20 protein-coding genes are annotated in these 21,201 nt (G+C 64.5%); 18 read left to right on the forward strand and 2 right to left on the reverse strand.

The window, feature by feature from the left end; all coding sequences use genetic code 11:
• The first annotated feature begins 5 nt into the window (after positions 1 to 5).
• From NTA49_RS07495 to mraY, 3 genes are read left to right on the forward strand one after another with little or no spacing between them, the layout of a single operon-like run.
• Positions 6 to 1,490 carry a UDP-N-acetylmuramoyl-L-alanyl-D-glutamate--2,6-diaminopimelate ligase gene (locus NTA49_RS07495; protein ID WP_258294067.1) on the forward strand — a complete coding sequence of 495 codons (1,485 nt, stop codon included), beginning with the start codon at positions 6 to 8 and terminating at the stop codon, positions 1,488 to 1,490.
• Complete coding sequence (locus tag NTA49_RS07500; protein ID WP_258294068.1) at positions 1,487 to 2,923, forward strand: UDP-N-acetylmuramoyl-tripeptide--D-alanyl-D-alanine ligase; 1,437 nt, start codon at positions 1,487 to 1,489, stop codon at positions 2,921 to 2,923. Before NTA49_RS07495 ends, NTA49_RS07500 begins: the two co-directional genes overlap by 4 nt.
• 57 nt (positions 2,924 to 2,980) lie before the next feature.
• Positions 2,981 to 4,063 carry a phospho-N-acetylmuramoyl-pentapeptide-transferase gene (gene mraY, locus NTA49_RS07505; protein WP_258294069.1) on the forward strand — a complete coding sequence of 361 codons (1,083 nt, stop codon included), beginning with the start codon at positions 2,981 to 2,983 and terminating at the stop codon, positions 4,061 to 4,063.
• Between the two features lie 20 nt (positions 4,064 to 4,083).
• Here the strand turns inward: mraY and NTA49_RS07510 are convergent, their stop codons facing one another.
• Complete coding sequence (locus tag NTA49_RS07510) at positions 4,084 to 4,995, reverse strand: glutaminase (protein ID WP_258294070.1); 912 nt, start codon at positions 4,993 to 4,995, stop codon at positions 4,084 to 4,086.
• A gap of 73 nt (positions 4,996 to 5,068) precedes the next feature.
• Between NTA49_RS07510 and murD the strand changes: the two genes are divergently transcribed.
• A complete protein-coding gene (murD, locus tag NTA49_RS07515) occupies positions 5,069 to 6,472 on the forward strand; it encodes a UDP-N-acetylmuramoyl-L-alanine--D-glutamate ligase (RefSeq protein WP_258294071.1) in 1,404 nt (467 codons plus the stop codon).
• Here the strand turns inward: murD and NTA49_RS07520 are convergent.
• Positions 6,469 to 7,647 (reverse strand): BaiN/RdsA family NAD(P)/FAD-dependent oxidoreductase, encoded by a 1,179-nt coding sequence (locus NTA49_RS07520; protein WP_258294072.1) that lies wholly within the window; start codon positions 7,645 to 7,647, stop codon positions 6,469 to 6,471. The genes murD and NTA49_RS07520 overlap by 4 nt on opposite strands.
• 110 nt (positions 7,648 to 7,757) lie before the next feature.
• On the opposite strand from NTA49_RS07520, the gene NTA49_RS07525 reads away from it, so the two are divergent.
• The 14 genes from NTA49_RS07525 (at position 7,758) to NTA49_RS07590 (ending at position 21,187) form a co-directional block, all read left to right on the forward strand.
• Positions 7,758 to 8,285, forward strand: coding sequence for a peroxiredoxin-like family protein (locus NTA49_RS07525; RefSeq protein WP_258294074.1), 528 nt, complete (start codon positions 7,758 to 7,760; stop codon positions 8,283 to 8,285).
• A gap of 124 nt (positions 8,286 to 8,409) precedes the next feature.
• On the forward strand, positions 8,410 to 9,579 hold the full coding sequence (gene ftsW / locus NTA49_RS07530) for a putative lipid II flippase FtsW (RefSeq protein ID WP_258294076.1): 1,170 nt from the start codon (positions 8,410 to 8,412) through the stop codon (positions 9,577 to 9,579).
• Positions 9,576 to 10,676, forward strand: a complete 1,101-nt coding sequence (locus tag NTA49_RS07535) for a UDP-N-acetylglucosamine--N-acetylmuramyl-(pentapeptide) pyrophosphoryl-undecaprenol N-acetylglucosamine transferase (protein ID WP_258294077.1) — start codon at positions 9,576 to 9,578, stop codon at positions 10,674 to 10,676. Before ftsW ends, NTA49_RS07535 begins: the two co-directional genes overlap by 4 nt.
• Complete coding sequence (gene murC / locus NTA49_RS07540; protein WP_258294078.1) at positions 10,673 to 12,079, forward strand: UDP-N-acetylmuramate--L-alanine ligase; 1,407 nt, start codon at positions 10,673 to 10,675, stop codon at positions 12,077 to 12,079. Before NTA49_RS07535 ends, murC begins: the two co-directional genes overlap by 4 nt.
• Positions 12,076 to 12,330 carry a DUF2484 family protein gene (locus tag NTA49_RS07545; RefSeq protein ID WP_258294079.1) on the forward strand — a complete coding sequence of 85 codons (255 nt, stop codon included), beginning with the start codon at positions 12,076 to 12,078 and terminating at the stop codon, positions 12,328 to 12,330. The genes murC and NTA49_RS07545 overlap by 4 nt, the downstream gene beginning before the upstream one ends.
• Complete coding sequence (locus tag NTA49_RS07550; RefSeq protein WP_258294080.1) at positions 12,327 to 12,578, forward strand: DUF2484 family protein; 252 nt, start codon at positions 12,327 to 12,329, stop codon at positions 12,576 to 12,578. Before NTA49_RS07545 ends, NTA49_RS07550 begins: the two co-directional genes overlap by 4 nt.
• On the forward strand, positions 12,575 to 12,841 hold the full coding sequence (locus NTA49_RS07555) for a hypothetical protein (protein WP_258294081.1): 267 nt from the start codon (positions 12,575 to 12,577) through the stop codon (positions 12,839 to 12,841). The genes NTA49_RS07550 and NTA49_RS07555 overlap by 4 nt, the downstream gene beginning before the upstream one ends.
• A gap of 1 nt (position 12,842) precedes the next feature.
• Positions 12,843 to 13,838, forward strand: coding sequence for a UDP-N-acetylmuramate dehydrogenase (gene murB / locus NTA49_RS07560; RefSeq protein WP_258294082.1), 996 nt, complete (start codon positions 12,843 to 12,845; stop codon positions 13,836 to 13,838).
• Positions 13,839 to 13,882: 44 nt separating this feature from the next.
• Positions 13,883 to 14,803 (forward strand): D-alanine--D-alanine ligase, encoded by a 921-nt coding sequence (locus NTA49_RS07565; protein ID WP_258294083.1) that lies wholly within the window; start codon positions 13,883 to 13,885, stop codon positions 14,801 to 14,803.
• Positions 14,791 to 15,675, forward strand: a complete 885-nt coding sequence (locus tag NTA49_RS07570; protein WP_258294084.1) for a cell division protein FtsQ/DivIB — start codon at positions 14,791 to 14,793, stop codon at positions 15,673 to 15,675. Before NTA49_RS07565 ends, NTA49_RS07570 begins: the two co-directional genes overlap by 13 nt.
• A 4-nt stretch (positions 15,676 to 15,679) precedes the next feature.
• Positions 15,680 to 17,014 (forward strand): cell division protein FtsA, encoded by a 1,335-nt coding sequence (gene ftsA / locus NTA49_RS07575; RefSeq protein WP_028956045.1) that lies wholly within the window; start codon positions 15,680 to 15,682, stop codon positions 17,012 to 17,014.
• Positions 17,015 to 17,421: 407 nt separating this feature from the next.
• Entirely contained in the window at positions 17,422 to 19,065 is a 1,644-nt protein-coding gene (gene ftsZ, locus NTA49_RS07580) for a cell division protein FtsZ (RefSeq protein WP_258294086.1), read from the forward strand.
• A gap of 195 nt (positions 19,066 to 19,260) precedes the next feature.
• Positions 19,261 to 20,181 carry a UDP-3-O-acyl-N-acetylglucosamine deacetylase gene (gene lpxC / locus NTA49_RS07585; protein ID WP_258294087.1) on the forward strand — a complete coding sequence of 307 codons (921 nt, stop codon included), beginning with the start codon at positions 19,261 to 19,263 and terminating at the stop codon, positions 20,179 to 20,181.
• 136 nt (positions 20,182 to 20,317) lie between these two features.
• On the forward strand, positions 20,318 to 21,187 hold the full coding sequence (locus NTA49_RS07590) for an outer membrane protein assembly factor BamD (RefSeq protein ID WP_258294088.1): 870 nt from the start codon (positions 20,318 to 20,320) through the stop codon (positions 21,185 to 21,187).
• The last annotated feature ends 14 nt before the right edge of the window (positions 21,188 to 21,201 follow it).

A 21,201-nucleotide genomic window follows, 5' to 3' on the forward strand; every position in this document is an offset into this window, starting at 1 on the left:
TCGTCATGGTCACGCCCGATAGTATCACGTTGAATTCTCTGGGGCTGATGGCCGCGTCGGGGGCGAATCCGCAGCTGGCGAACCTGTGCGTCGACAGCCGCGAGGTGCGCGACGGCAGCCTGTTCGCCGCCATGCCCGGCAGCCGTGTCCATGGCGCAAGCTTCATCGAGGGTGCTTTGCAACGCGGGGCTGCGGCCATCCTGACCGATCCGGCGGGGGCCGCACTGGCCCGCGACGCGCTGGCGGGATCGGATGCGGCGCTGGTGATCACCGACACCCCGCGCGAAACGCTTGCCCGCACCGCAGCCCTGTTTTTCGGCGCGCAGCCCAAGGTGATGGTGGCGGTGACCGGCACCAACGGCAAGACATCGGTGTCCACCTTCGTGCGCCAGATCTGGATCGAGATGGGCCTTGCCGCGATCAACCTCGGCACCACCGGGGTCGAGGGGGCATGGACCGCGCCGCTGGCCCACACCACGCCCGAACCGATTACCCTGCACCGCACCCTGACCGCCGCCGCGCACAACGGCATCACCCATGCCGCGATGGAGGCTTCCTCGCACGGGCTGGACCAGCGGCGGCTGGACGGTGTGGTCCTGCGCGCCGCAGGCTTTACCAATTTCACCCAGGACCATCTGGATTATCACCACAGCTTTGAAGCCTATTTCGATGCCAAGGCGGGGCTCTTTGCCCGCGTCCTGCCCGAGGACGGCACCGCCGTCATCAACATCGACGACGAACGCGGCGTGGACATGGCCGCAATCGCCAAGGCGCGGGGCCAGCAGGTGATGACCGTGGGCCGCGGGGGCGGCGATCTGCATCTGGCCGGGCAACGCATGGACGCCACGGGCCAGGACATCCGGCTGGTCTATCGCGGCAAGGTCTATCAGAAACGGCTGAACCTGATCGGCGATTTTCAGGCGGACAACGTGGCTCTGGCTGCGGGTCTGGTGATCGCCTGCGGGGCCGAGCCCGATCACGTCTTCGACACGCTGCCGCATCTGGTCACGGTCCGGGGCCGCATGCAGCTGGCCGCGACCCGCGAAAACGGGGCTGTTGTCTTCGTGGACTACGCCCACACGCCAGACGCCATCGAAACCGCGCTGTCGGCCATGCGCCCGCATGTGATGGGCCGTCTGATCGCCATCATCGGCGCAGGTGGCGACCGCGATGCAGGCAAACGCCCGCTGATGGGGCAGGCCGCCGCCGCAAACGCCGATCTGGTGATCGTGACCGATGATAACCCCCGCTCGGAAGACCCCGCAATCATTCGCGCCGCCGTCATGGCAGGCTGCCCTGATGCAACCGAGGTCGCAGACCGCGCCGAGGCGATCCTGCGCGCCGTCGACATGCTGGAACCCGGCGACGCGCTGCTGATCGCAGGCAAGGGCCACGAGACCGGGCAGATCGTCGGCGACGACGTGCTGCCCTTCGACGATGTGGAACAGGCGAGCCTTGCCGTGGCCGCCTTGGAAGGACGCCTGACATGACCGACACCCCGCTTTGGACTTCCACTGACGCCGCCGAGGCCACAGGCGGCACCACCACGACCGAATGGGCCGCCTACGGCGTGTCCATCGACACCCGCACGCTGGAAAAGGGCGACCTGTTCGTGGCGCTGAAGGACGTGCGCGACGGCCATGATTTCGTGGCCGCAGCGCTGGAGAAAGGCGCCGCTGCCGCCTTGGTCAGCCACGTCCCCGATGGCGTGGCGGACGACGCGCCGCTGCTGATCGTACCGGACGTGCTGAAAGCGCTTGAGGCCCTGGGTCGCAAGGGCCGCGCCCGCACCCGTGCGCGTGTGGTCGCCGTCACGGGAAGCGTCGGCAAGACCTCGACCAAGGAAATGCTGCTGGCGATGCTGGGCGATCAGGGTCGCACCCATGCCTCCGTCGCCAGCTACAACAACCACTGGGGCGTGCCGCTGACGCTGGCGCGGATGCCGCAGGACACCGAATATGCGGTGATCGAGATCGGCATGAGCCACCCCGGAGAGATCGCACCGCTGGCCCGCATGGCGCGCCCGCACGTGGCGCTGATCACCACCGTCGCGGCGGCTCATTTGGAGGCTTTCAACGATATCACCGGCATCGCGCTGGAAAAGGCCAGCATCATTGACGGTCTGGAATACGGCGGCTCCGCGATCCTGAACAACGACGTCGAAACCGCCGCGATCCTGCAGGCCAAGGCGCTGGACGCCAAGCGCAAGGATGTGGGCTTTGGCTGGCACGGTTTCGACTATGTGCTGAAGGACGTGCAACTGCACAGCGACACCACCGTCGTGCGCGCCGAGGCGAACGGCAGCCCACTGGTGTTCAAGATCGCAACCGTGGGCCAGCATTTCGCGATGAACGGGCTGGGCGCTCTGGCCGCCTGCGCCGAACTGGGGGCCGATCTGGCGCTGGCCGCGCAAAGCCTGGGCCGCTGGTCCCCGTTCAAGGGGCGCGGCGCGCGCGAGCTGATCCACCTTGATCCGGTCGAGCGCGATCTGACGCTCGAACTGATCGACGACAGCTACAATGCCAACCCCACGTCGATGGCCGCAGCGCTCGACGTGCTGGCCGCCGCCGAAGTCACCAACAACATGGGCCGTGTGCGCCATGGCCGCCGCATCGCGGTGCTGGGCGACATGAAGGAACTGGGCCCCAACGCCGAGCGCCTGCACGCAGGGCTGGCCGATCTGGACGCGATGGAAAAGGTCGACCGCGTGCATTGCATCGGCCCGCTGATGCGCGCGCTTTACGACGCGCTGCCCGAACACCAGCGCGGACGCTGGTGCGAAACATCCCAGGAAATGGCCAGCACCCTGCGGTCGCGGCTGGACGCCGGCGATGTCGTGCTCGCCAAGGGCTCGCTCAGCATGAAACTGGCGCTTGTCGTTGACGCTATCCGCAAAATGGGCCATCCGGTCGAAAACGCCTGACCTTGCGCGTCGGGCCAAAAGGCTTCGCGCCGTAAAGAATGATATGGAATACCTTACATGCTCTATTGGCTGACCTTGCTGTCGGATGGCGGCGATTTCTTCAACCTGTTTCGCTACATCACATTCCGTGCGGGTGGCGCGTTCCTGACGGCGCTGCTGTTCGGTTTCATCTTTGGCCAGCCGCTGATCAACGTGCTGCGCCGCACCCAGGGCAAGGGCCAGCCGATCCGCACCGACGGGCCTGAAGGGCACTTTATCAAGGCGGGCACGCCCACGATGGGCGGCCTGCTGATCGTCGGCGCGCTGCTGACCTCGACGCTGCTTTGGGCGCGGCTCGACAATCCGTTCATCTGGGTCGTGCTCTTTGTCACCATGTCCTTTGCCGCCATCGGTTTTGCGGATGACTATGCCAAGGTCTCCAAACAATCCTCGGCCGGGGTGTCGGGCAAGGTGCGCCTGCTTCTGGGGTTCGTGATCGCGGGCATCGCGGCCTATGTCTCGGCGCTCTATCATCCTGTCGAATTGCAGAACCAACTGGCGCTGCCGGTGTTCAAGGACGTGCTGATCAACCTTGGCTATCTCTTCATTCCATTCTCGATCATTGTGATCGTGGGCTCGGCCAATGCGGTCAACCTGACCGACGGGCTGGACGGGCTGGCGATCATGCCGGTGATGATCGCCGCAGGCACCTTGGGCGTGATCGCCTATGCGGTGGGCCGCGTCGACTTTACCGAGTATCTTGACGTGCACTACGTGCCCGGCACCGGCGAGATCCTGATCTTTACCGCCGGGCTTTTCGGCGGGGGCCTGGGCTTTCTGTGGTACAACGCGCCACCCGCAGCCGTCTTCATGGGCGACACCGGCAGCCTCGGCCTCGGCGGGGCGCTGGGGGCGATTGCCGTCGCAACCAAGCACGAGCTGGTGCTGGCCATCGTCGGCGGTCTGTTCGTGGTCGAAGCGCTGAGCGTGATCATCCAGGTGCTTTATTTCAAACGCACCGGCAAACGCGTGTTCCTGATGGCTCCGATCCACCACCACTACGAGAAAAAGGGCTGGGCGGAACCGCAGATCGTTATCCGCTTCTGGATCATCTCGCTGATCCTTGCGATGATCGGTCTGGCGACGCTGAAGGTCCGCTGAGGACCTAAAAGCCTGAGGGCCTAGAAAATCGTCCAGTTCATCCGCGTCGTCAGCCGCGCAAGGGCCTCGGTGCCCTTGTGCGAATTGCCATAGCGGTTGAGGCCGGGGCTCCACACCGCAATCGAAGCCTGCCCCGGCACGATGGCCAGAATGCCACCCCCGACACCGCTTTTGCCGGGAATGCCGACGCGGTAGGCAAAGTCGCCCGAGCCGTCGTAATGACCGCAGGTCAGCATCAGCGCGTTCAGACGCCTGATCCGACGCGGCGAAACCAGTTGCGGCATCGCGGGGCCATCCACCAGGAAACGCCCCGCCATCGCCAACTGTCCTGTGGTCATTTCCAGCGCGCAATGGTGAAAGTAGGTGCCCAGCACCTTTTCGGGGGTATTGCGCAGGTTGTCGCGCGACGCGAGAAAATGCGCGAGCGCAAAGTTGCGGTGGCCATAAGCGGTCTCGGACGCGGCGACGGCATCGTTGATGAATATATCCTCCGACCCGGCGGCGGCACGCACAAAGCTGATGATCTCGCCCAGGGCCTCGCGCGGTTGGCGCCTGCCCAGCACCTCGTCGGTGGTGACGATGGCACCGGCGTTGATAAACGGATTGCGCGGGCGGCCATCCTCCTGTTCCAGTTGCACGATCGAGTTGAAGGCCCGCCCGGAAGGTTCGCGCCCAACGCGCGTCCACAGCTGATCGCCCGAGCGGCCGAGGGCGATGGCAAGCGTGAATACCTTGGTGATCGACTGCACCGAAAACGGCACGTCGCAATCCCCCGCCTCCAGCAGGCGACCATCGGCCAGGGCGACCGAGATCGCGAATTGCGCCGGGTTCACCTCGGCCAGTTCCGGGATATAGCGCGCGACCTCGCCCCAATCGTCACCGTCTCGGGCATCGCGGTCCAGCCTGTGCAGGATGGATGTAAGATCGGCCATTTCGCGGCACTCCGGGTTGTGAAAGGTGCGTGTTGCGACCATTCTGCGGCGCAGAGGTAACAGGGGCGTTGTGATGATTCCAGTACAGGGTTTGGCGGGTGCAAAAGTGGCGGTTCTGGGTCTGGGGCGGTCCGGTCTGTCGGCTGCCCGTGCATTGGCTGCAGGCGATGCGCAGCCTGTCTGCTGGGACGACAATCCGGACGCCCGCGCCAAGGCCGAAGCCGAAGGGTTCGCCGTTCACGACCTGCACAAGCCCGATGCCTTCGACGACATCGTGCGGCTGATCGTAAGCCCCGGCATTCCGCATCTTTACCCTGTGCCCAATGCCATCGTCGCCGCCGCGCAGACGGCTGGGGTGCCGGTGGACAACGACATCGGCCTGTTCTTCCAAAGCTTCGCGACCGGCGACTGGGCGTCCTTCGACACGGCGCCGCGGGTGATCGCGATCACCGGATCGAACGGCAAATCGACCACATCGGCGCTGATCCACCACATCCTGACCGAGGCGGGGCGCGAGAGCCAGCTTGCGGGCAACATCGGGCGTGGTGTGCTGGACATCGACCCGCCCGAAGATGGCGGCGTGGTGGTGTTGGAACTGTCGTCCTACCAGACCGATCTGGCCCGCAGCCTGACGCCCGATGTGGCGGTCTTTACCAACCTCAGCCCCGACCATCTGGACCGGCACGCCGGAATGGGGGGCTATTTCGCGGCCAAGCGGCGTCTCTTTGCCGAAGGCGGGCCCGACCGCGCGGTGATCGGCGTGGACGAGCCCGAGGGGCGATTTCTGGCGGGGCAACTGGCCGAGGGGCCAACAGATGACCGTGTGATCCGCATTTCGGTCGCGGCCAAGCTGGCGGGCCCCGGCTGGAACATCTTCGCGCGCAAGGGTTTCCTGTCCGAATACCGCAAGGGCAAGCAGGTGGCCTCCATCGACCTGCGCAGCGTCAAGGGATTGCCGGGCGCGCACAACCACCAGAACGCCTGTGCAGCCTTTGCCGCATGCCGGTCGCTGGGATTGGCCCCGCGCGTGATCGAGGCCGCGTTCCACAGCTTTGGGGGGTTGCCGCATCGCAGCCAGCTGATCGCCGAGGCGGGCGGCGTGGCCTATGTGAACGACAGCAAGGCCACCAATGTCGACAGCGCGGTCAAGGCGCTGGAGGCATTCGGCAACATCCGCTGGATCTGCGGCGGCCTGCAAAAGGAAGGCGGGCTTGATCCGCTGAACGCCGTGTCGGGATCGGTCAGGAAGGCCTATGTGATCGGGCGCGAGGCCGCGAATTTTGCCGTGCAACTCAGCGTCGACGTGCAGGTTTGCGGCACGATGGCCCAGGCGGTCGAGGCGGCGATTGCCGATGCCATGCCGGGAGACACCGTCCTGCTGGCCCCCGCGGCGGCCAGTTTCGACCAATACGACAGCTTCGAGAAGCGCGGCGATGATTTCGTGTCCGAGGTCCGCGCGCGGCTGGGGCTAAGCTAGGACGCCGCGAGCGCCCGTGCCGCCGCCATGCCCGAGGCCCAGGCCCACTGGAAGTTGTAGCCGCCCAGCCAGCCGGTCACGTCCACCGCTTCGCCGATGACATAGAGGCCGGGCACGTCCTTGGCCTCCATCGTCTTTGACGACAGCGCATCGGTGTCGATGCCGCCAAGGGTGACTTCGGCAGTGCGGTAGCCTTCGGTGCCGGTGGGTGTCAGCTTCCAGTTCTGGATCTGGTCCGCCAAAGCGTCGATTCGGGCGTCGGACTGATCGGCCAGATTGCCATTCAGCGCCCAGTCGTCCTTCATGAACTCCACCAGCCGCGTCGGCAGATGCGCCGCCAGCTCCGTCGTCAGATTGCGCCGCCCGTACTGCTGCCGCTGCGCGCGCAGGGCAGGGGCGATGGTGTTCTGCGGGTCCAGGTTCAGCGTCACGGGATCGCCCTCGCGCCAATAGCTCGACACTTGCAGCACCGCAGGGCCCGACAGACCGCGATGGGTAAAAAGCACCGCTTCGTCAAAGGCGGGACCATCCGCCACCATCCGCGAGGGGGCGGCGACACCGGCAAGCGGCACAAAGCGCCCTTCGGCAAAGGTGAAGGGCACCAGTCCGGGCCGCGTTTCGGTCATGGTCAGCCCGAATTGCCGCGCAATATCATAGGCAAGGCCGGTCGCGCCCATCTTGGGGATCGACTTGCCGCCCGTGGCAAGCACCAGCTGCCGGGTTTCAATTTGCAAAGCGCCCTGTGGGGTTTGCAAAGACACTGCAAAGCCACTGTCGGACTTTGCAACATGGTCCACCGAAGTTTGCAAATGCAGCGTCACCCCCGCATCCGCCATCATCCCCGTCAGCATCGCCACGATCTGCTTGGCCGATCCGTCACAGAACAACTGCCCCAGCGTCTTTTCGTGCCAGGCGATGCCGTGCCGGTCGATCAGCTCGATGAAATCCCACTGCGTGTACCGCGCCAGCGCCGATTTGGCGAAATGCGGATTGCCCGAGATGAACGCCTGCGGATCGCAATACATATTGGTGAAGTTGCACCGCCCGCCGCCCGAAATGCGGATTTTCTCGCCCGGTGCCTTGGCATGGTCGACGACAACGACGCGCCCGCCCGCATGGGCGGCGCACATCATTCCGGCAGCGCCCGCACCTATGATCAATGTGTCGATTTGCATCGCACTGCCCTGCCTGATTGCGGCGCGAGCGTCAAGAAACCGCTGAACCCCTTTGACCTGCACGGCGGAAGGCGTAGGTAGGGCGCAGCACACTTCTGAAAGGACAGCCCATGATCACGCTTGATGCAGGAACTCCGTTTCCCCAGATACAGCTGCCGACCGTCGGCGGTGCCACGCGCACGCTGGGCAAGCCGCATTCCGGTCACGACTGGCAGATGGTGGTCGTCTACCGCGGGCTGCATTGCCCGATCTGCAAGAAATATCTGTCGCAGCTGCAGGAAATGGCATCCGCCTTCTACGACATAGGTGTGGACATCATCGCGGTCTCGGGCGACCCCATGGGCAAGGCCAAGGAGATGGTGGAAGATCAATCGCTTGAACTGCCCGTGGCCTATGACCTCAGCCTTGAGCAGATGGCGCAACTGGGGCTTTACGTCTCGGACCCGCGCAGCCCGCAAGAGACCGATCAGCCGTTTTCCGAACCGGGGCTGTTTGTTGTCAATGCCCAAGGCAAGCTGCAGATCGTCGATGTGTCCAACGCGCCCTTCGCGCGCCCCGATCTGGACGCGTTGCTGCGCGGCATTTCCTTTGTGCGCGAGAAGAACTACCCGATCCGCGGCACCCGCCCGCGCGCCTGATGGGCGGAGGGCTGCCCCGGTGACGGGCAGGGCTGAAACCCACTAGCCCGCAGCGTCTTTTCCCGCTATGATGGCCTTCAGACCCCGCAAAGGGGCGACCCGAGGCAGTTCTAGGCGGTTTGACATGACAGAAATGGTGTATGGTGCAGCACCGGTGCGCAATGGCGAGCCGATCCTGCCGAAATGGTGGCGGACCATCGACATGTGGTCGATGTCCTGCGTTCTTATCCTCTTCACGGTCGGATTGCTTTTGGGGCTGGCCGCATCGCCGCCCCTGGCCGCGAAAAACGGGTTCGAAGCCTTTCATTACGTGCAGCGACAGGCGTTTTTCGGCTGTCTTGCGCTGATCGCGATGATGCTCACCTCGATGATGACCCCGGTGATGGTGCGCCGTCTCGCGGTCCTGGGCTTTCTCGTCACCTTCGTCGCGCTGATGTTCCTGCCGTTCTTCGGCACCGACTTCGGCAAGGGTGCGACGCGCTGGTTCTCGCTGGGTTTTGCCAGCGTGCAGCCTTCGGAATTTCTCAAGCCGGGCTTCGTGGTCGTGGCCGCCTGGATGCTGGCCGCAGGGCAGGAGCTGAACGGCCCACCGGGGCGGATGTGGTCTTTCGTGCTGTGTATCACCATCGTTCTGATGCTCGCCTTGCAGCCCGACTTTGGCCAGGCCTGCCTGGTCCTGTTCAGCTGGGGCGTGATGTATTTCGTCGCCGGTGCGCCGATGCTGCTGCTGGTGGGCATGGCGGGGCTGGTGGTCTTCGCGGGCACCGTGGCCTATTCCAATTCGGAACACTTCGCGCGCCGGATCGACGGGTTTCTCAGCACCGACATCGACCCGACCACGCAGATCGGATACGCCACCAACGCGATCCGCGAGGGGGGCCTCTTTGGTGTCGGCGTGGGCGAGGGCGAAGTGAAATGGTCGCTGCCCGATGCGCACACCGATTTCATCATCGCCGTTGCCGCCGAGGAATATGGCCTGATCCTGGTTCTGGTGATCATCGCACTTTACACCGTCGTTGTGGTCCGGTCGCTCTTGCGGCTGGTGCGCGAGCGTGATCCGTTCATCCGTCTGGCGGGCACCGGATTGGCGTGCAGCTTTGGCGTGCAGGCGATGATCAACATGGGCGTGGCCGTGCGTTTGCTGCCCGCCAAGGGCATGACGCTGCCCTTCGTCAGCTACGGCGGCTCGTCGGTGATCGCCTCGGGCATCGCGCTGGGGATGCTGCTGGCGTTCACCCGCACGCGGCCCCAGGGCGAGATAAGCGACCTGCTGGGCAGGGGCCGCGGCCGATGAAACAGCCGCTGTTGATGATTGCAGCCGGCGGCACGGGCGGGCATATGTTCCCCGCGCAGGCCCTGGCCGAAGAGATGTTGCGCCGGGGCTGGCGGGTCAAGCTGTCGACGGATGCGCGCGGCGCGCGCTATACGGGCGGCTTCCCCCATTCCACCCAGATCGAACAGATCAGCAGCGCCACCTTCGCGCGCGGCGGTCTGGCGGCCAAGGCGCTGGTGCCGTTCCGCATTGCGGGCGGCATCGTCGGTGCCATCGTCAAGATGCTGCGTGACAAGCCCGATGTCGTCGTGGGCTTTGGTGGCTATCCGTCGATCCCTGCGATGTCTGCGGCCACCGCCTTGCGCATTCCGCGCATGATCCACGAACAGAACGGCGTGCTGGGCCGGGTGAACCAGATCTTCGCCAAACGTGTCCACGCGGTTGCCTGCGGCACTTGGCCCACCGAATTGCCCGAGGGCATCGAGGGGTATTATGTCGGCAACCCCGTGCGCCGCGCGGTGCTGGAGCGGGCCGAGGCGGGCTATATCGTGCCGGGAGATTACCCGATGGAACTGCTGGTGATCGGCGGCAGCCAGGGCGCGCGCATCCTCAGCGACGTGGTGCCGCCCGCGATTGCGCAACTGCCGATGGACATGGTGCGCAACATCCGCGTGAGCCATCAGGCCCGCGAGGAAGATCTGGAGCGCGTGGCCGAATATTACGCGCAATCGGGCATCAACGCCGACGTGCAGCCCTTCTTCGAGGACGTGCCTCGCCGCATGACCGAGGCACAGCTTGTCATTTCGCGCTCGGGTGCGTCGTCTGTCGCGGACATCGGCGTGATCGGCCGCCCGTCGATCCTGATCCCCTTTGCTGCGGCCACGGGCGACCACCAGACTGCCAACGCGCGCGGGCTGGTCAATGCGGGCGCCGCGATCCTGATCCCCGAGGACGCATTGACCCCCGATGCCCTTGCGGAACAGATCTACGCGGTTCTGGACAATCCTGACGGGGCATTGCAAATGGCCTCCTCCGCGCATGGACACGCCAAACCGGGCGCGGCGCTGGAACTGGCCGTGATGGTCGAAACGCTTGCTGGGAAAGAGACGGAACAATGAACGCTGCCACAAAACTGCCCGGCGATGTCGGCCCGATCCACTTTGTCGGCATCGGCGGCATCGGCATGTCTGGCATCGCCGAAGTGTTGCTGAACCACGGCTATGTGGTCCAAGGCTCTGACCTGAAGACATCCAAGATCACCGACCGTCTGCAAGAGCTGGGCGCGCATATCTTCGAAGGCCAGCGCGCCGAGAACATCGCGGATGCGCAGGTCGTCGTAATCTCGTCCGCGATCAAGCCGGGCAATGCCGAACTGGACGCCGCCCGCGCGCGCGGTCTGCCCATCGTGCGCCGCGCCGAGATGCTGGCCGAACTGATGCGGCTGAAATCGAACATCGCCATCGCGGGCACCCACGGCAAGACCACCACCACCACGATGGTCGCGGCCCTCCTGGACGAGGGCAAGTTCGACCCGACGGTTGTCAATGGCGGTGTGATCCATGCCTATGGCAGCAACGCCCGCAAGGGCGAGGGCGAGTGGATGGTCGTCGAGGCGGATGAAAGCGACGGCACCTTCAACAGGCTGCCCGCAACCATCGCCATCGTCACCAACATCGACCCCGAGCACATGGAGCACTGGGGCACCGAGGAGAACCTGCACAAGGGGTTCCTGGATTTCGTGTCGAACATTCCCTTCTACGGGTTGGCCGTATGCTGCACAGACGATCCCGACGTGCAAAGTCTGGTGGGCAAGCTGACGGATCGCCGCGTGATCACCTATGGGTTCAACGCGCAGGCCGACGTGCGGGCCATCAATCTGACCTATGAAAACGGCGTCGCCCATTTCGACGTGGTGCTGCGCGCCGAAGACGCGGTGATCGAGGGCTGCTCCCTGCCGATGCCCGGCGATCACAACGTGTCGAACGCGCTGTCGGCCATCGCCGTGGCGCGCCATCTGGGCATGAAAAGCGCCGAGATCCGCAAGGCACTGGCGAACTTCGGCGGCGTCAACCGCCGCTTTACCCGCGTGGGCACCGTCGACGGCGTGACCATCATCGACGACTATGGCCACCATCCTGTCGAGATTGCCGCCGTGCTGCGCGCCGCGCGGCAGGCGACCACTGGCCGGGTGATCGCCGTGCACCAGCCACACCGCTATTCGCGTCTGTCGCATCACTTCGACGCGTTCTGCACCTGCTTCAACGACGCCGACGTCGTCGGCATCGCCGAGGTCTACGCCGCGGGCGAACAACCCATTGAGGGCGCGTCGCGCGACGATCTGGTGGCCGGGTTGATCCGCAGCGGGCACCGCCACGCCTTTGCCGTGCTGGACGAGGACGATCTGGAACGACTGGTGCGCGAACAGGCGCGCCCCGGCGACATGGTTGTCTGCCTTGGGGCAGGGACGATCAGCACCTGGGCCAATGCCCTGCCGAAGCGGTTGCAAAAGGGCGCGGCGTGACGCTGCTGCTGCTCTCTGTTGCCTGGGTCATGGTCGCGGCCATCGTGGCGATGTTGCCGATGCGGCGTCAATATGTGCCCGGCATCGCGCTGCTGATCGCGGCCCCGTTTCTGATCGCGGCAATCTGGATGCAGGTCGCATGGTGGGCGGGCCTTCTGGCGCTGGCGGCTTTCGCCTCGATGTTTCGCAATCCGCTGCTGTATTTCTTCGCACGCCTGAGGGGGCAACACCCGGAGCTTCCCGAACAATGACACTCTCCCTCATCCTTGCCTGCCTCTGGGCGCTGGCCGCCAACCTGATCGCGATGACCCCCAGCCGCGACTACCACTGGCGCGTCGCCTATGTGCTGATTGCCCTCGGCATTCCGATCCTGGGCTATGTCACCATGCAGAACGGCCCTTGGGTCGGCCTGCTGGTGATGGCGGCAGGCATGTCGATCCTGCGCTGGCCGGTGATCTACTTCAGCCGCTGGGTCCGCAGCCGGACCTTTGGCGAGTGATCCCGTCCTCGGTCTTTGTGCCGCCCTTGGTGCTGGGGGCCGTGGCGATGTATCTGGGGCTGCGCGGCTATATCCGCGTCTATCTCTATTACGTTCCGCTGTCGCTGGTGATCATCGCCACGCTGTTGTGGCTGGGGATGGGCGTGCCGCCCTATGCCAACACCGTGGTGATGGCGCTTCTGGCGATGGGCCTGTATCTTTGCGCCTGTTTTGGTATGGGGTGGATCATCCACCGTTTCCTGACCCGCAACACCCGAGGGTGACATGACCGATCTGCCGCCCGTCCGGGGCAAGCTGACCCCGAACCGCGCCTTGAGCGATCTGACATGGCTGCGCGTGGGCGGGCCCGCCGACTGGCTGTTCCAGCCTGCGGATCTGGATGATCTGGCGCAGTTCCTGGCCGCCTTGCCCGAAGATGTCGCGGTATTCCCGATGGGCGTCGGCAGCAACCTGATCGTGCGCGACGGCGGTCTGCGCGCCGTGGTCATCCGGCTGGGCCGTGGCTTCAACGGCATCTCGGTTGAGGGCGATACCGTCACCGCAGGGGCTGCCGCACTTGATGCGCACGTGGCGCGCAAGGCGGCGGATGCGGGCGTGGACCTTACGTTCCTGCGCACCATTCCGGGCAGCATCGGCGGTGCGGTGCGGATGAACGCGGGCTGCTACGGCAGCTATACCGCTGACGTCTTCCAATCCGCCCGCGCCGTGCTGCGCAGCGGTGAAGTGGTGACGCTGACGCCTGAAAAGATGCAATTCGCCTATCGCCAAAGCACGCTGCCCGAAGGCGCGGTGCTGGTCGAGGCCACCTTGCGCGGCCCCTCAGGCGACCCCACGGACCTGCATGACCGCATGACGACGCAACTGCAAAAGCGCGACGAGACGCAGCCCACCAAGGACCGCAGCGCCGGATCGACTTTCCGCAACCCTGCCGGGTATTCGTCGACGGGGCAGGCGGATGACGTGCACGACCTGAAGGCCTGGAAGGTCATCGACGACGCAGGCCTGCGCGGTGCCACCTGTGGCGGTGCACAGATGAGCCCCAAGCATTCCAACTTCTTGATAAACACCGGCGATGCAACGGCGGCGGACCTTGAAAACCTTGGCGAAAAGGTGAGAAAAGAGGTTTACGCAACCAGCGGTATCACGCTAGAGTGGGAAATTATGCGCATCGGTGAACCGGCACAGGCAGTCCCTGTTCGCAAGATGACCAACGACCAGAATAACGATCAAATACAAGATCAGGGCCGAAACAGGCCATAACGATAAGAGTCCGGCAAAAGGGCTCGGGATACAAAGGCACCAAGGTGGGTCAGTCGAGCAGGACGCCCCCGAAAGTTGCGGTACTATTGGGTGGACCCTCCGCGGAACGCGAGGTCTCGCTCTCAAGTGGACACGCTTGCGCCGCCGCTTTGCGGGATGAAGGATTTGACGTGGTCGAGGTCGATGCAGGCCCCGACCTTGCTGCGCGTTTACAGGACATTCAGCCCGACGCCGTCCTCAATTGCCTGCATGGGCGCTGGGGCGAAGACGGCTGCGTTCAGGGGCTGCTGGAATGGCTCGGCGTGCCCTATTCGCACTCTGGCGTGCTGGCCTCGGCGCTGGCCATGGACAAGCAGCGCAGCAAGGACGTCTTCCGCGCCGCCGGTCTGCCCGTGGTCGACAGCATCCTGTGCCCCAAGGCGGACGTGATGGCAGGCCACGTGATGCCGCCCCCCTATGTGGTCAAGCCCAACAACGAAGGCTCGTCTGTCGGCGTCTACCTCGTTGGCCTCGACAACAACGGCCCGCCGCAACTGAGCGACAGTATGCCCGACGAGGTGATGGTCGAGACCTTCGCGCCGGGCCGCGAGCTGACCACCAGCGTGATGGGCGACCGCGCGTTGACCGTCACCGACATCATCACCACCGGCTGGTACGATTACGACGCCAAGTACAAACCCGGCGGATCGACCCATGTGGTGCCCGCCGACGTGCCGCAGGAAATCTTTGACCTCTGCATTGAATACGCCGTGCGCGCGCATCAGGCTCTGGGCTGTCGTGGCATCAGCCGCACCGATTTCCGCTGGGACGAGACGCGCGGTGCCTCCGGTCTGATCCTGCTGGAAACCAACACCCAGCCCGGCATGACGCCCACGTCGCTGTCGCCCGAACAGGCCGAGAAGACCGGCATGCCCTTCGGCAAGCTTTGCCGCTGGATGGTGGAGGACGCCTCATGCAATCGCTGATCCGCCGCGCCAGAACGCCCAAGGTCGATCCGGCGCCATCCCGCTGGGCCTGGCGGTTGCAGCGTCTGATGCTGACGCCGGGGTTCCGGTTCGGACTGCGCTTCGGCGTGCCCTTTGCCGTGGTGTTCGCGGCAAGCAGTCTCTACCTTTCGGACGATGTGCGCCGCCAGTCGATCCTGGACACCGTCGCCGAAGCCCGCCGCGCAATCGAAGAGCGCCCGGAATTCATGGTGCAGGTGATGGCCATCGACGGGGCCAGCACCGAAACCGCCGAAGACATCCGTGAAATCCTGCCGATCGACTTTCCCGCATCGTCCTTCGATCTGGACCTCGAGCATATTCGCCTGACCGTGGGCGGGCTTGATCCGGTCAAGGATGTCACCGTGCGCATCCGTCCCGGCGGCATCCTGCACATTGACGTCACACCGCGCGTTCCGGTCGTGGTCTGGCGGCAGGCCGACGGTCTGACCCTGATCGACGAGACCGGCGCACACGTGGCAAGCCTCGCCGCCCGCGATCTGCGCCCCGACCTGCCGCTGGTGGCCGGTCCCGGCGCGGACAAGGCCGTGCCCGAGGCGCTTGCCCTGATCGACGCGGCGTCCCCCCTGGGCAGCCGCTTGCGCGGTGTTGTGCGCGTCGGACTGCGCCGCTGGGATCTGGTCCTGGACCGCGACCAGCGTGTGCTTTTGCCCGAATTCGGGGCGGTGCGCGCGCTGGAACGGGTGATCGCACTTGAGAACGCGCAGGACGTGCTGACGCGCGACGTGGCGCGGGTGGACATGCGCCTGGCGCAGCGACCCACGGTAAAAATGAACGAGTTTGCCACGCAGGAATGGTGGCGCATAAGACAAATCGAATTGGACGGGCAGTGATATGATGAATGACCTCTATGACAGCCAACGCAGCATGCGCAACATGCGCAAGATGGCGATGCAACGCGGCGTGGTGGCCATTCTGGATGTCGGATCATCCAAGATCGCCTGCCTTGTCCTGCGCTTTGACGGGTCGGCCAAGATGGACGAGGGCGGCGAGATCGGATCGCTGGCCGGGCAGTCGGGCTTTCGCGTCATCGGGGCCGCAACGACACGCTCGCGCGGCGTCCGCTTTGGCGAGATTTGCGCCATGGGCGAGACCGAACGCGCCATCCGCACCGCCCTGCAAGCCGCGCAAAAGATGGCCGGCATCCGCGTCGATCACGTGATCGCCTGCTTTGCCGGGGCCGAGCCGCGCAGCTACGGGCTGGACGCACAGCTGGAAATGGACGGCGATCTGGTCAGTGAACAGGACGTGGCGCGCGTGCTGGCCCGCTGCGACGTCCCCGATTATGGCGAAGACCGCGAGGTGCTGCACGCGCAGCCGGTGAACTTTGCGCTCGACCACCGGTCCGGCCTGTCGGACCCGCGCGGCCAGTTGGGCAACACGCTGTCGGTCGACATGCACATGCTGACGGTCGATGCCGCAGCCGTGCAGCATCTGGCGCATTGCATCAAACGCTGCGATCTGGAACTGGCGGGTGTGGCCTCCTCGGCCTATGTCTCGGGCATCTCGGCACTGGTCGAGGACGAGCAGGAACTGGGCTCGGCCTGTATCGACCTTGGCGGTGGCACCACGGGCGTGTCGATCTTCATCAAGAAACACATGATTTACGCCGATGCCGTGCGTATGGGCGGCGATCATGTCACGTCGGACATCTCGATGGGCCTGCAGGTGCCGATGGCCAACGCGGAACGGATCAAGACGTTTTACGGCGGGGTCCACGCGACTGGAATGGACGACCGCGAGATGATCGAGATCGGCGGCGACACCGGCGATTACGAACACGACCGCCGCACCGCCAGCCGCGCCGAGCTGATCGGGATCATGCGCCCGCGTGTCGAGGAGATCCTCGAAGAGGTCCGTGCCCGTCTAGATGCGGCGGGTTTCGACCATCTGCCCAGCCAGCAGATCGTGCTGACGGGCGGCGGCAGCCAGATCCCCGGCCTCGATGGGCTCGCGTCCAAGATCCTGGGCCAGCAGGTGCGCCTGGGCCGTCCCCTGCGCGTTCACGGATTGCCGCAGGCCGCAACCGGACCCGGCTTCGCTTCGGCGGTGGGGCTGGCTTTGTTCGCGGCGCATCCACAGGACGAATGGTGGGACTTCGACATTCCCGCAGACCGCTATCCCGCGCGCTCCTTGCGCCGCGCGGTGCGCTGGTTCCGCGACAACTGGTAGGGGCAGGGGCGTGCGCGCCCTTTTTCGCCGACCCGCGCGGGATTGGGCTGGCACAGGCGCGCCCACTGATGTATGATTAACTTCAAGGTCCAAAGAGGCCCACGGCAGACCGAGCAGTCAGCCACATCAAATGATAGACTTCGCCCCCTTGCTTTTGGGCGCATATGAATCGGGCTTGCGTATTGCATGCCTGCGTCCGCTAGGTGCAGGGGTGCACCATTGCTTTGCCCACATCATACGGTGTGATCGGCGAAATCCCGCGTTTATGTGAAAAAAACGTCAACATTTTGGGGTTGTGGTCCAGTTTTGACGTGACGCGCGGGCACGCAGTCTTTAGGATCGTGTCAGATTTGGGACGAAAAACGCCGCGAATGCGGGCCGGAACACACAAAACAGGCGGATTAGTGATGACATTGAACCTCTCATTGCCGGGGCAGGACGAGCTGAAACCACGGATCACCGTGTTCGGCGTCGGCGGTGCCGGTGGTAACGCAGTCAACAACATGATCGAAAAAGAGTTGGACGGCGTCGATTTCGTCGTGGCCAACACCGACGCGCAGGCGCTGCAGCAATCTGCCGCCGCGAACCGGGTCCAGCTGGGCATCAAGGTCACCGAAGGTCTGGGTGCCGGTGCGCGCGCCTCCGTCGGTGCAGCCGCTGCCGAGGAAAGCATCGAGCAGATCGTCGACCACCTGGCGGGGGCACACATGTGCTTCATCACCGCAGGTATGGGTGGCGGCACCGGCACCGGTGCGGCCCCGATCATCGCTCAGGCAGCGCGTGAGCTTGGCGTTCTAACTGTCGGCGTTGTCACGAAACCTTTCCAGTTTGAAGGTGCCAAGCGCATGCGTCAGGCTGAAGACGGCGTCGAGGCGCTGCAAAAGGTCGTCGATACGCTGATCATCATTCCCAACCAGAACCTGTTCCGGCTGGCGAACGAGAAAACCACATTCACCGAAGCGTTCTCGATGGCAGACGATGTTCTGTATCAGGGCGTCAAGGGCGTGACCGACCTGATGGTCCGTCCGGGCCTGATCAACCTCGACTTTGCCGACGTGCGCGCCGTGATGGACGAGATGGGCAAGGCGATGATGGGCACAGGCGAGGCCGAAGGCGAAGATCGCGCCATCCAGGCTGCCGAGAAGGCGATTGCCAACCCGCTGCTGGACGAAATCAGCCTGCGCGGCGCAAAGGGTGTTCTGATCAACATCACCGGCGGCCACGACCTGACCCTGTTCGAACTGGACGAAGCGGCCAACCGCATCCGCGAAGAAGTCGACCCCGAGGCGAACATCATCGTGGGTTCCACTCTGGACACCGACATGGGCGGCATGATGCGCGTCAGCGTCGTTGCAACCGGGATCGACGCGGTCGAAGTGAACACCGAAATGCCGGTGCCGCGTCGCAAGATGTCGGCCCCGCTGAAGCCGCAGGTCACGCAGGAAGAAGCGCCCGTCGCGGCAGCACCGGCGCCCAAACCCGCACCGGTCGAAGAAGTCTATGAAGAAGAACAGGTTGCGGCCCGTTCCTATCAAGAGCCGACCCTGTTCGAGGACATGAACGTCGAGCAGACCGCAGCCGAGGACATGGCCGAGGACATCTTCGCCGAAGACGACAGCGACGCGCTGCCGCCCCCCGCGTATCAGCCCCAGGTTGCCGCGTTCGAGCCTCAGCATCACGACACGCTGGACGCCGAGCCGGAAACATTCGTAGCCCCGCGCGCGCCCACGCCCGGCACCCCGTCGCCCGAGGCACTTGCGCGTCTGCGCGCCGCGGCGCAAAAGGCCGCTCCGGCAGCCGCCCCGCGTCAGGCACCTGCCGCAGCACAGGGCGAACGCGCGCGGTTTGGCATCAACTCGCTGATTAACCGCATGACCGGCCACGGCGAAGGCCAGCAACAGCCCGAGCGCGCGCAGCAACAGCCTGCACGTCAGCAACCGCCCGTGCAGTCGGGCCGCGCCGCAGCCCCGGCACCACAGCCGGTCGAAGCGCACGACCCAGATCAGGAACGCATCGAGATCCCCGCATTCCTGCGTCGCCAAGCGAACTGACCTAAGGTCACATGTCACGAATTGGGCTGCCCTTGGGTGGCCCTTTTTCGTTTATACACAGTGGCTTGCAGGGGTCTAGGCGCCTTATTGCCGGCCCTGAAACGGCATGTTTCATTACGTTACAAAGATTGAGTTGAGAGACGGCCCCCCGCGACGTACCTAAGATACACCGACAACGGCCAAGGACACATCAACGTGCAGACAACAGTCAAATCCCCGATCAGCTTCACCGGCACCGGCTTGCATTCCGGCCAGCCTGCGACGCTGACAATTCGGCCCGCGATGGCCGAACACGGGATCTGGTTTGCGCGCCGCGATGTTCAGGGCGACGCACTGATCCCCGCCCGTTGGGATGCTGTCAACCGCTCGCCCCTGTGCACCAAGCTGGAAAATGCAGCAGGCACCACCGTGTCGACCGTCGAACACGTGATGGCAGCACTCGCAGGCTGCGGCGTGCACAACGCGCTGATCGAAATCGACGGCCCCGAGGTTCCGATCCTCGACGGCTCCGCTGCACCCTTCGTGCGCGGCATCATGCAGCGCGGGTTGCGGGCGCTGAACGCACCCATCCGCGCTTTCGAGGTGATGCAGGAAGTTACCGTGACCGAGGGTGCCGCCAGTGCGACGCTGCGTCCGTCCGACACCCTGCGCATCGACTTCGAGATCGACTTTGACGATGCCGCCATCGGCCACCAGCAGAAATCGCTGGTCATGAACAACGGCAGCTTTGCCCGCGAACTCTGTGACAGCCGCACCTTCTGCCGTCAGGCGGACGTGCTGGCCATGCAGGCGAACGGTCTGGCGCTGGGGGGCAACCCCGGCAAGAACGCCGTTGTCTTCGACGGCGACCGCGTGCTCAGCCCCGGCGGCCTGCGTCACCGCGACGAGCCTGTGCGCCACAAGATGCTGGACGCGCTGGGGGATCTGGCGCTGGCCGGTGCCCCGCTGATCGGCCATTATGTCGGCGTCCGCGCGGGCCATTCCATGACCAACACGCTGCTGCGCAAGCTTTTTGCGACGCCGGGTGCCGTGCGCATGGTGGTTTGCGACGGTATGCAGACACGCCGCCTGCCGGGCTACGGCCTTGTTTGGGACGAAATTCCCCAAGTTGCCTGAGCGCCGCTGACGTGGCATCACTCATTCAGTTTCAGGAACAATGCATTGGGGCGTTTTGCCCCGGAATTTTCTGTGCTAGAGACAGTGTAATTCAGTCTGCACAGCAGACGACGGACAGTGATGAGGATGGCAAGGCATGACCAGCGGCGGGACCCGGACCGGGGTAATATGTGCCCTTGTAATGGCGACAGCGTTGAGCGCTTGCGGGACGGACGCAGGTCGCCCCAAGACCGGCAGCATCTTCAACCAGCAAGAAGTGCCGCTTGAGACATTCACCGCCCAGCAGATCTTCGAGCGCGGCGAATACGAGCTCGAACAGAGCAACCCCGATCAGGCGGCGTTCTACTTCGCTGAAATTGAACGGCTTTATCCCTATTCCGAATGGGCCAAGCGCGCGCTTATCATGCAGGCCTTTGCCTATCACCGCGACAAGGATTACGAAAACTCCCGGTCGGCGTCGCAGCGGTTCATCGACTTCTACCCAGACGAAGATGACGCGGCCTATGCGCAGTATCTTCTGGCGCTCAGCTATTACGATCAGATCGACGAGGTCGGTCGCGATCAGGGTCTGACGTTCCAGGCGCTGCAATCGCTGCGTCAGGTGATCGAGCGGTATCCCGACAGCGAATACGCCAAGTCCTCGATTCTCAAGTTCGATCTGGCCTTCGACCACCTCGCCGGCAAGGAGATGGAGGTCGGGCGCTATTATCTGCGGCGCGGCAACTACATCGCGTCGATCAACCGGTTCCGTGTGGTCGTCGAGGATTTCCAGACCACGTCGCACACCGCCGAGGCGCTGCACCGTCTGGTCGAGGCCTATCTGTCGCTTGGCCTGACCCAGGAGGCGCAGACCGCCGGGGCCATTCTGGGCTACAACTTCCGCTCGACCGACTGGTACGAGGACAGCTACAAGCTGCTCACGGGTCGCGGGCTGGAACTGGAATCGGCGGGCGACAACTGGCTCAGCCAGATCTACCGCCAGATGATTCAGGGGCGGTGGCTGTAATCCTCACCGGTTGC

Source organism: Pseudosulfitobacter koreensis, from assembly GCF_024733015.1.
Lineage (GTDB): Bacteria > Pseudomonadota > Alphaproteobacteria > Rhodobacterales > Rhodobacteraceae > Pseudosulfitobacter > Pseudosulfitobacter koreensis.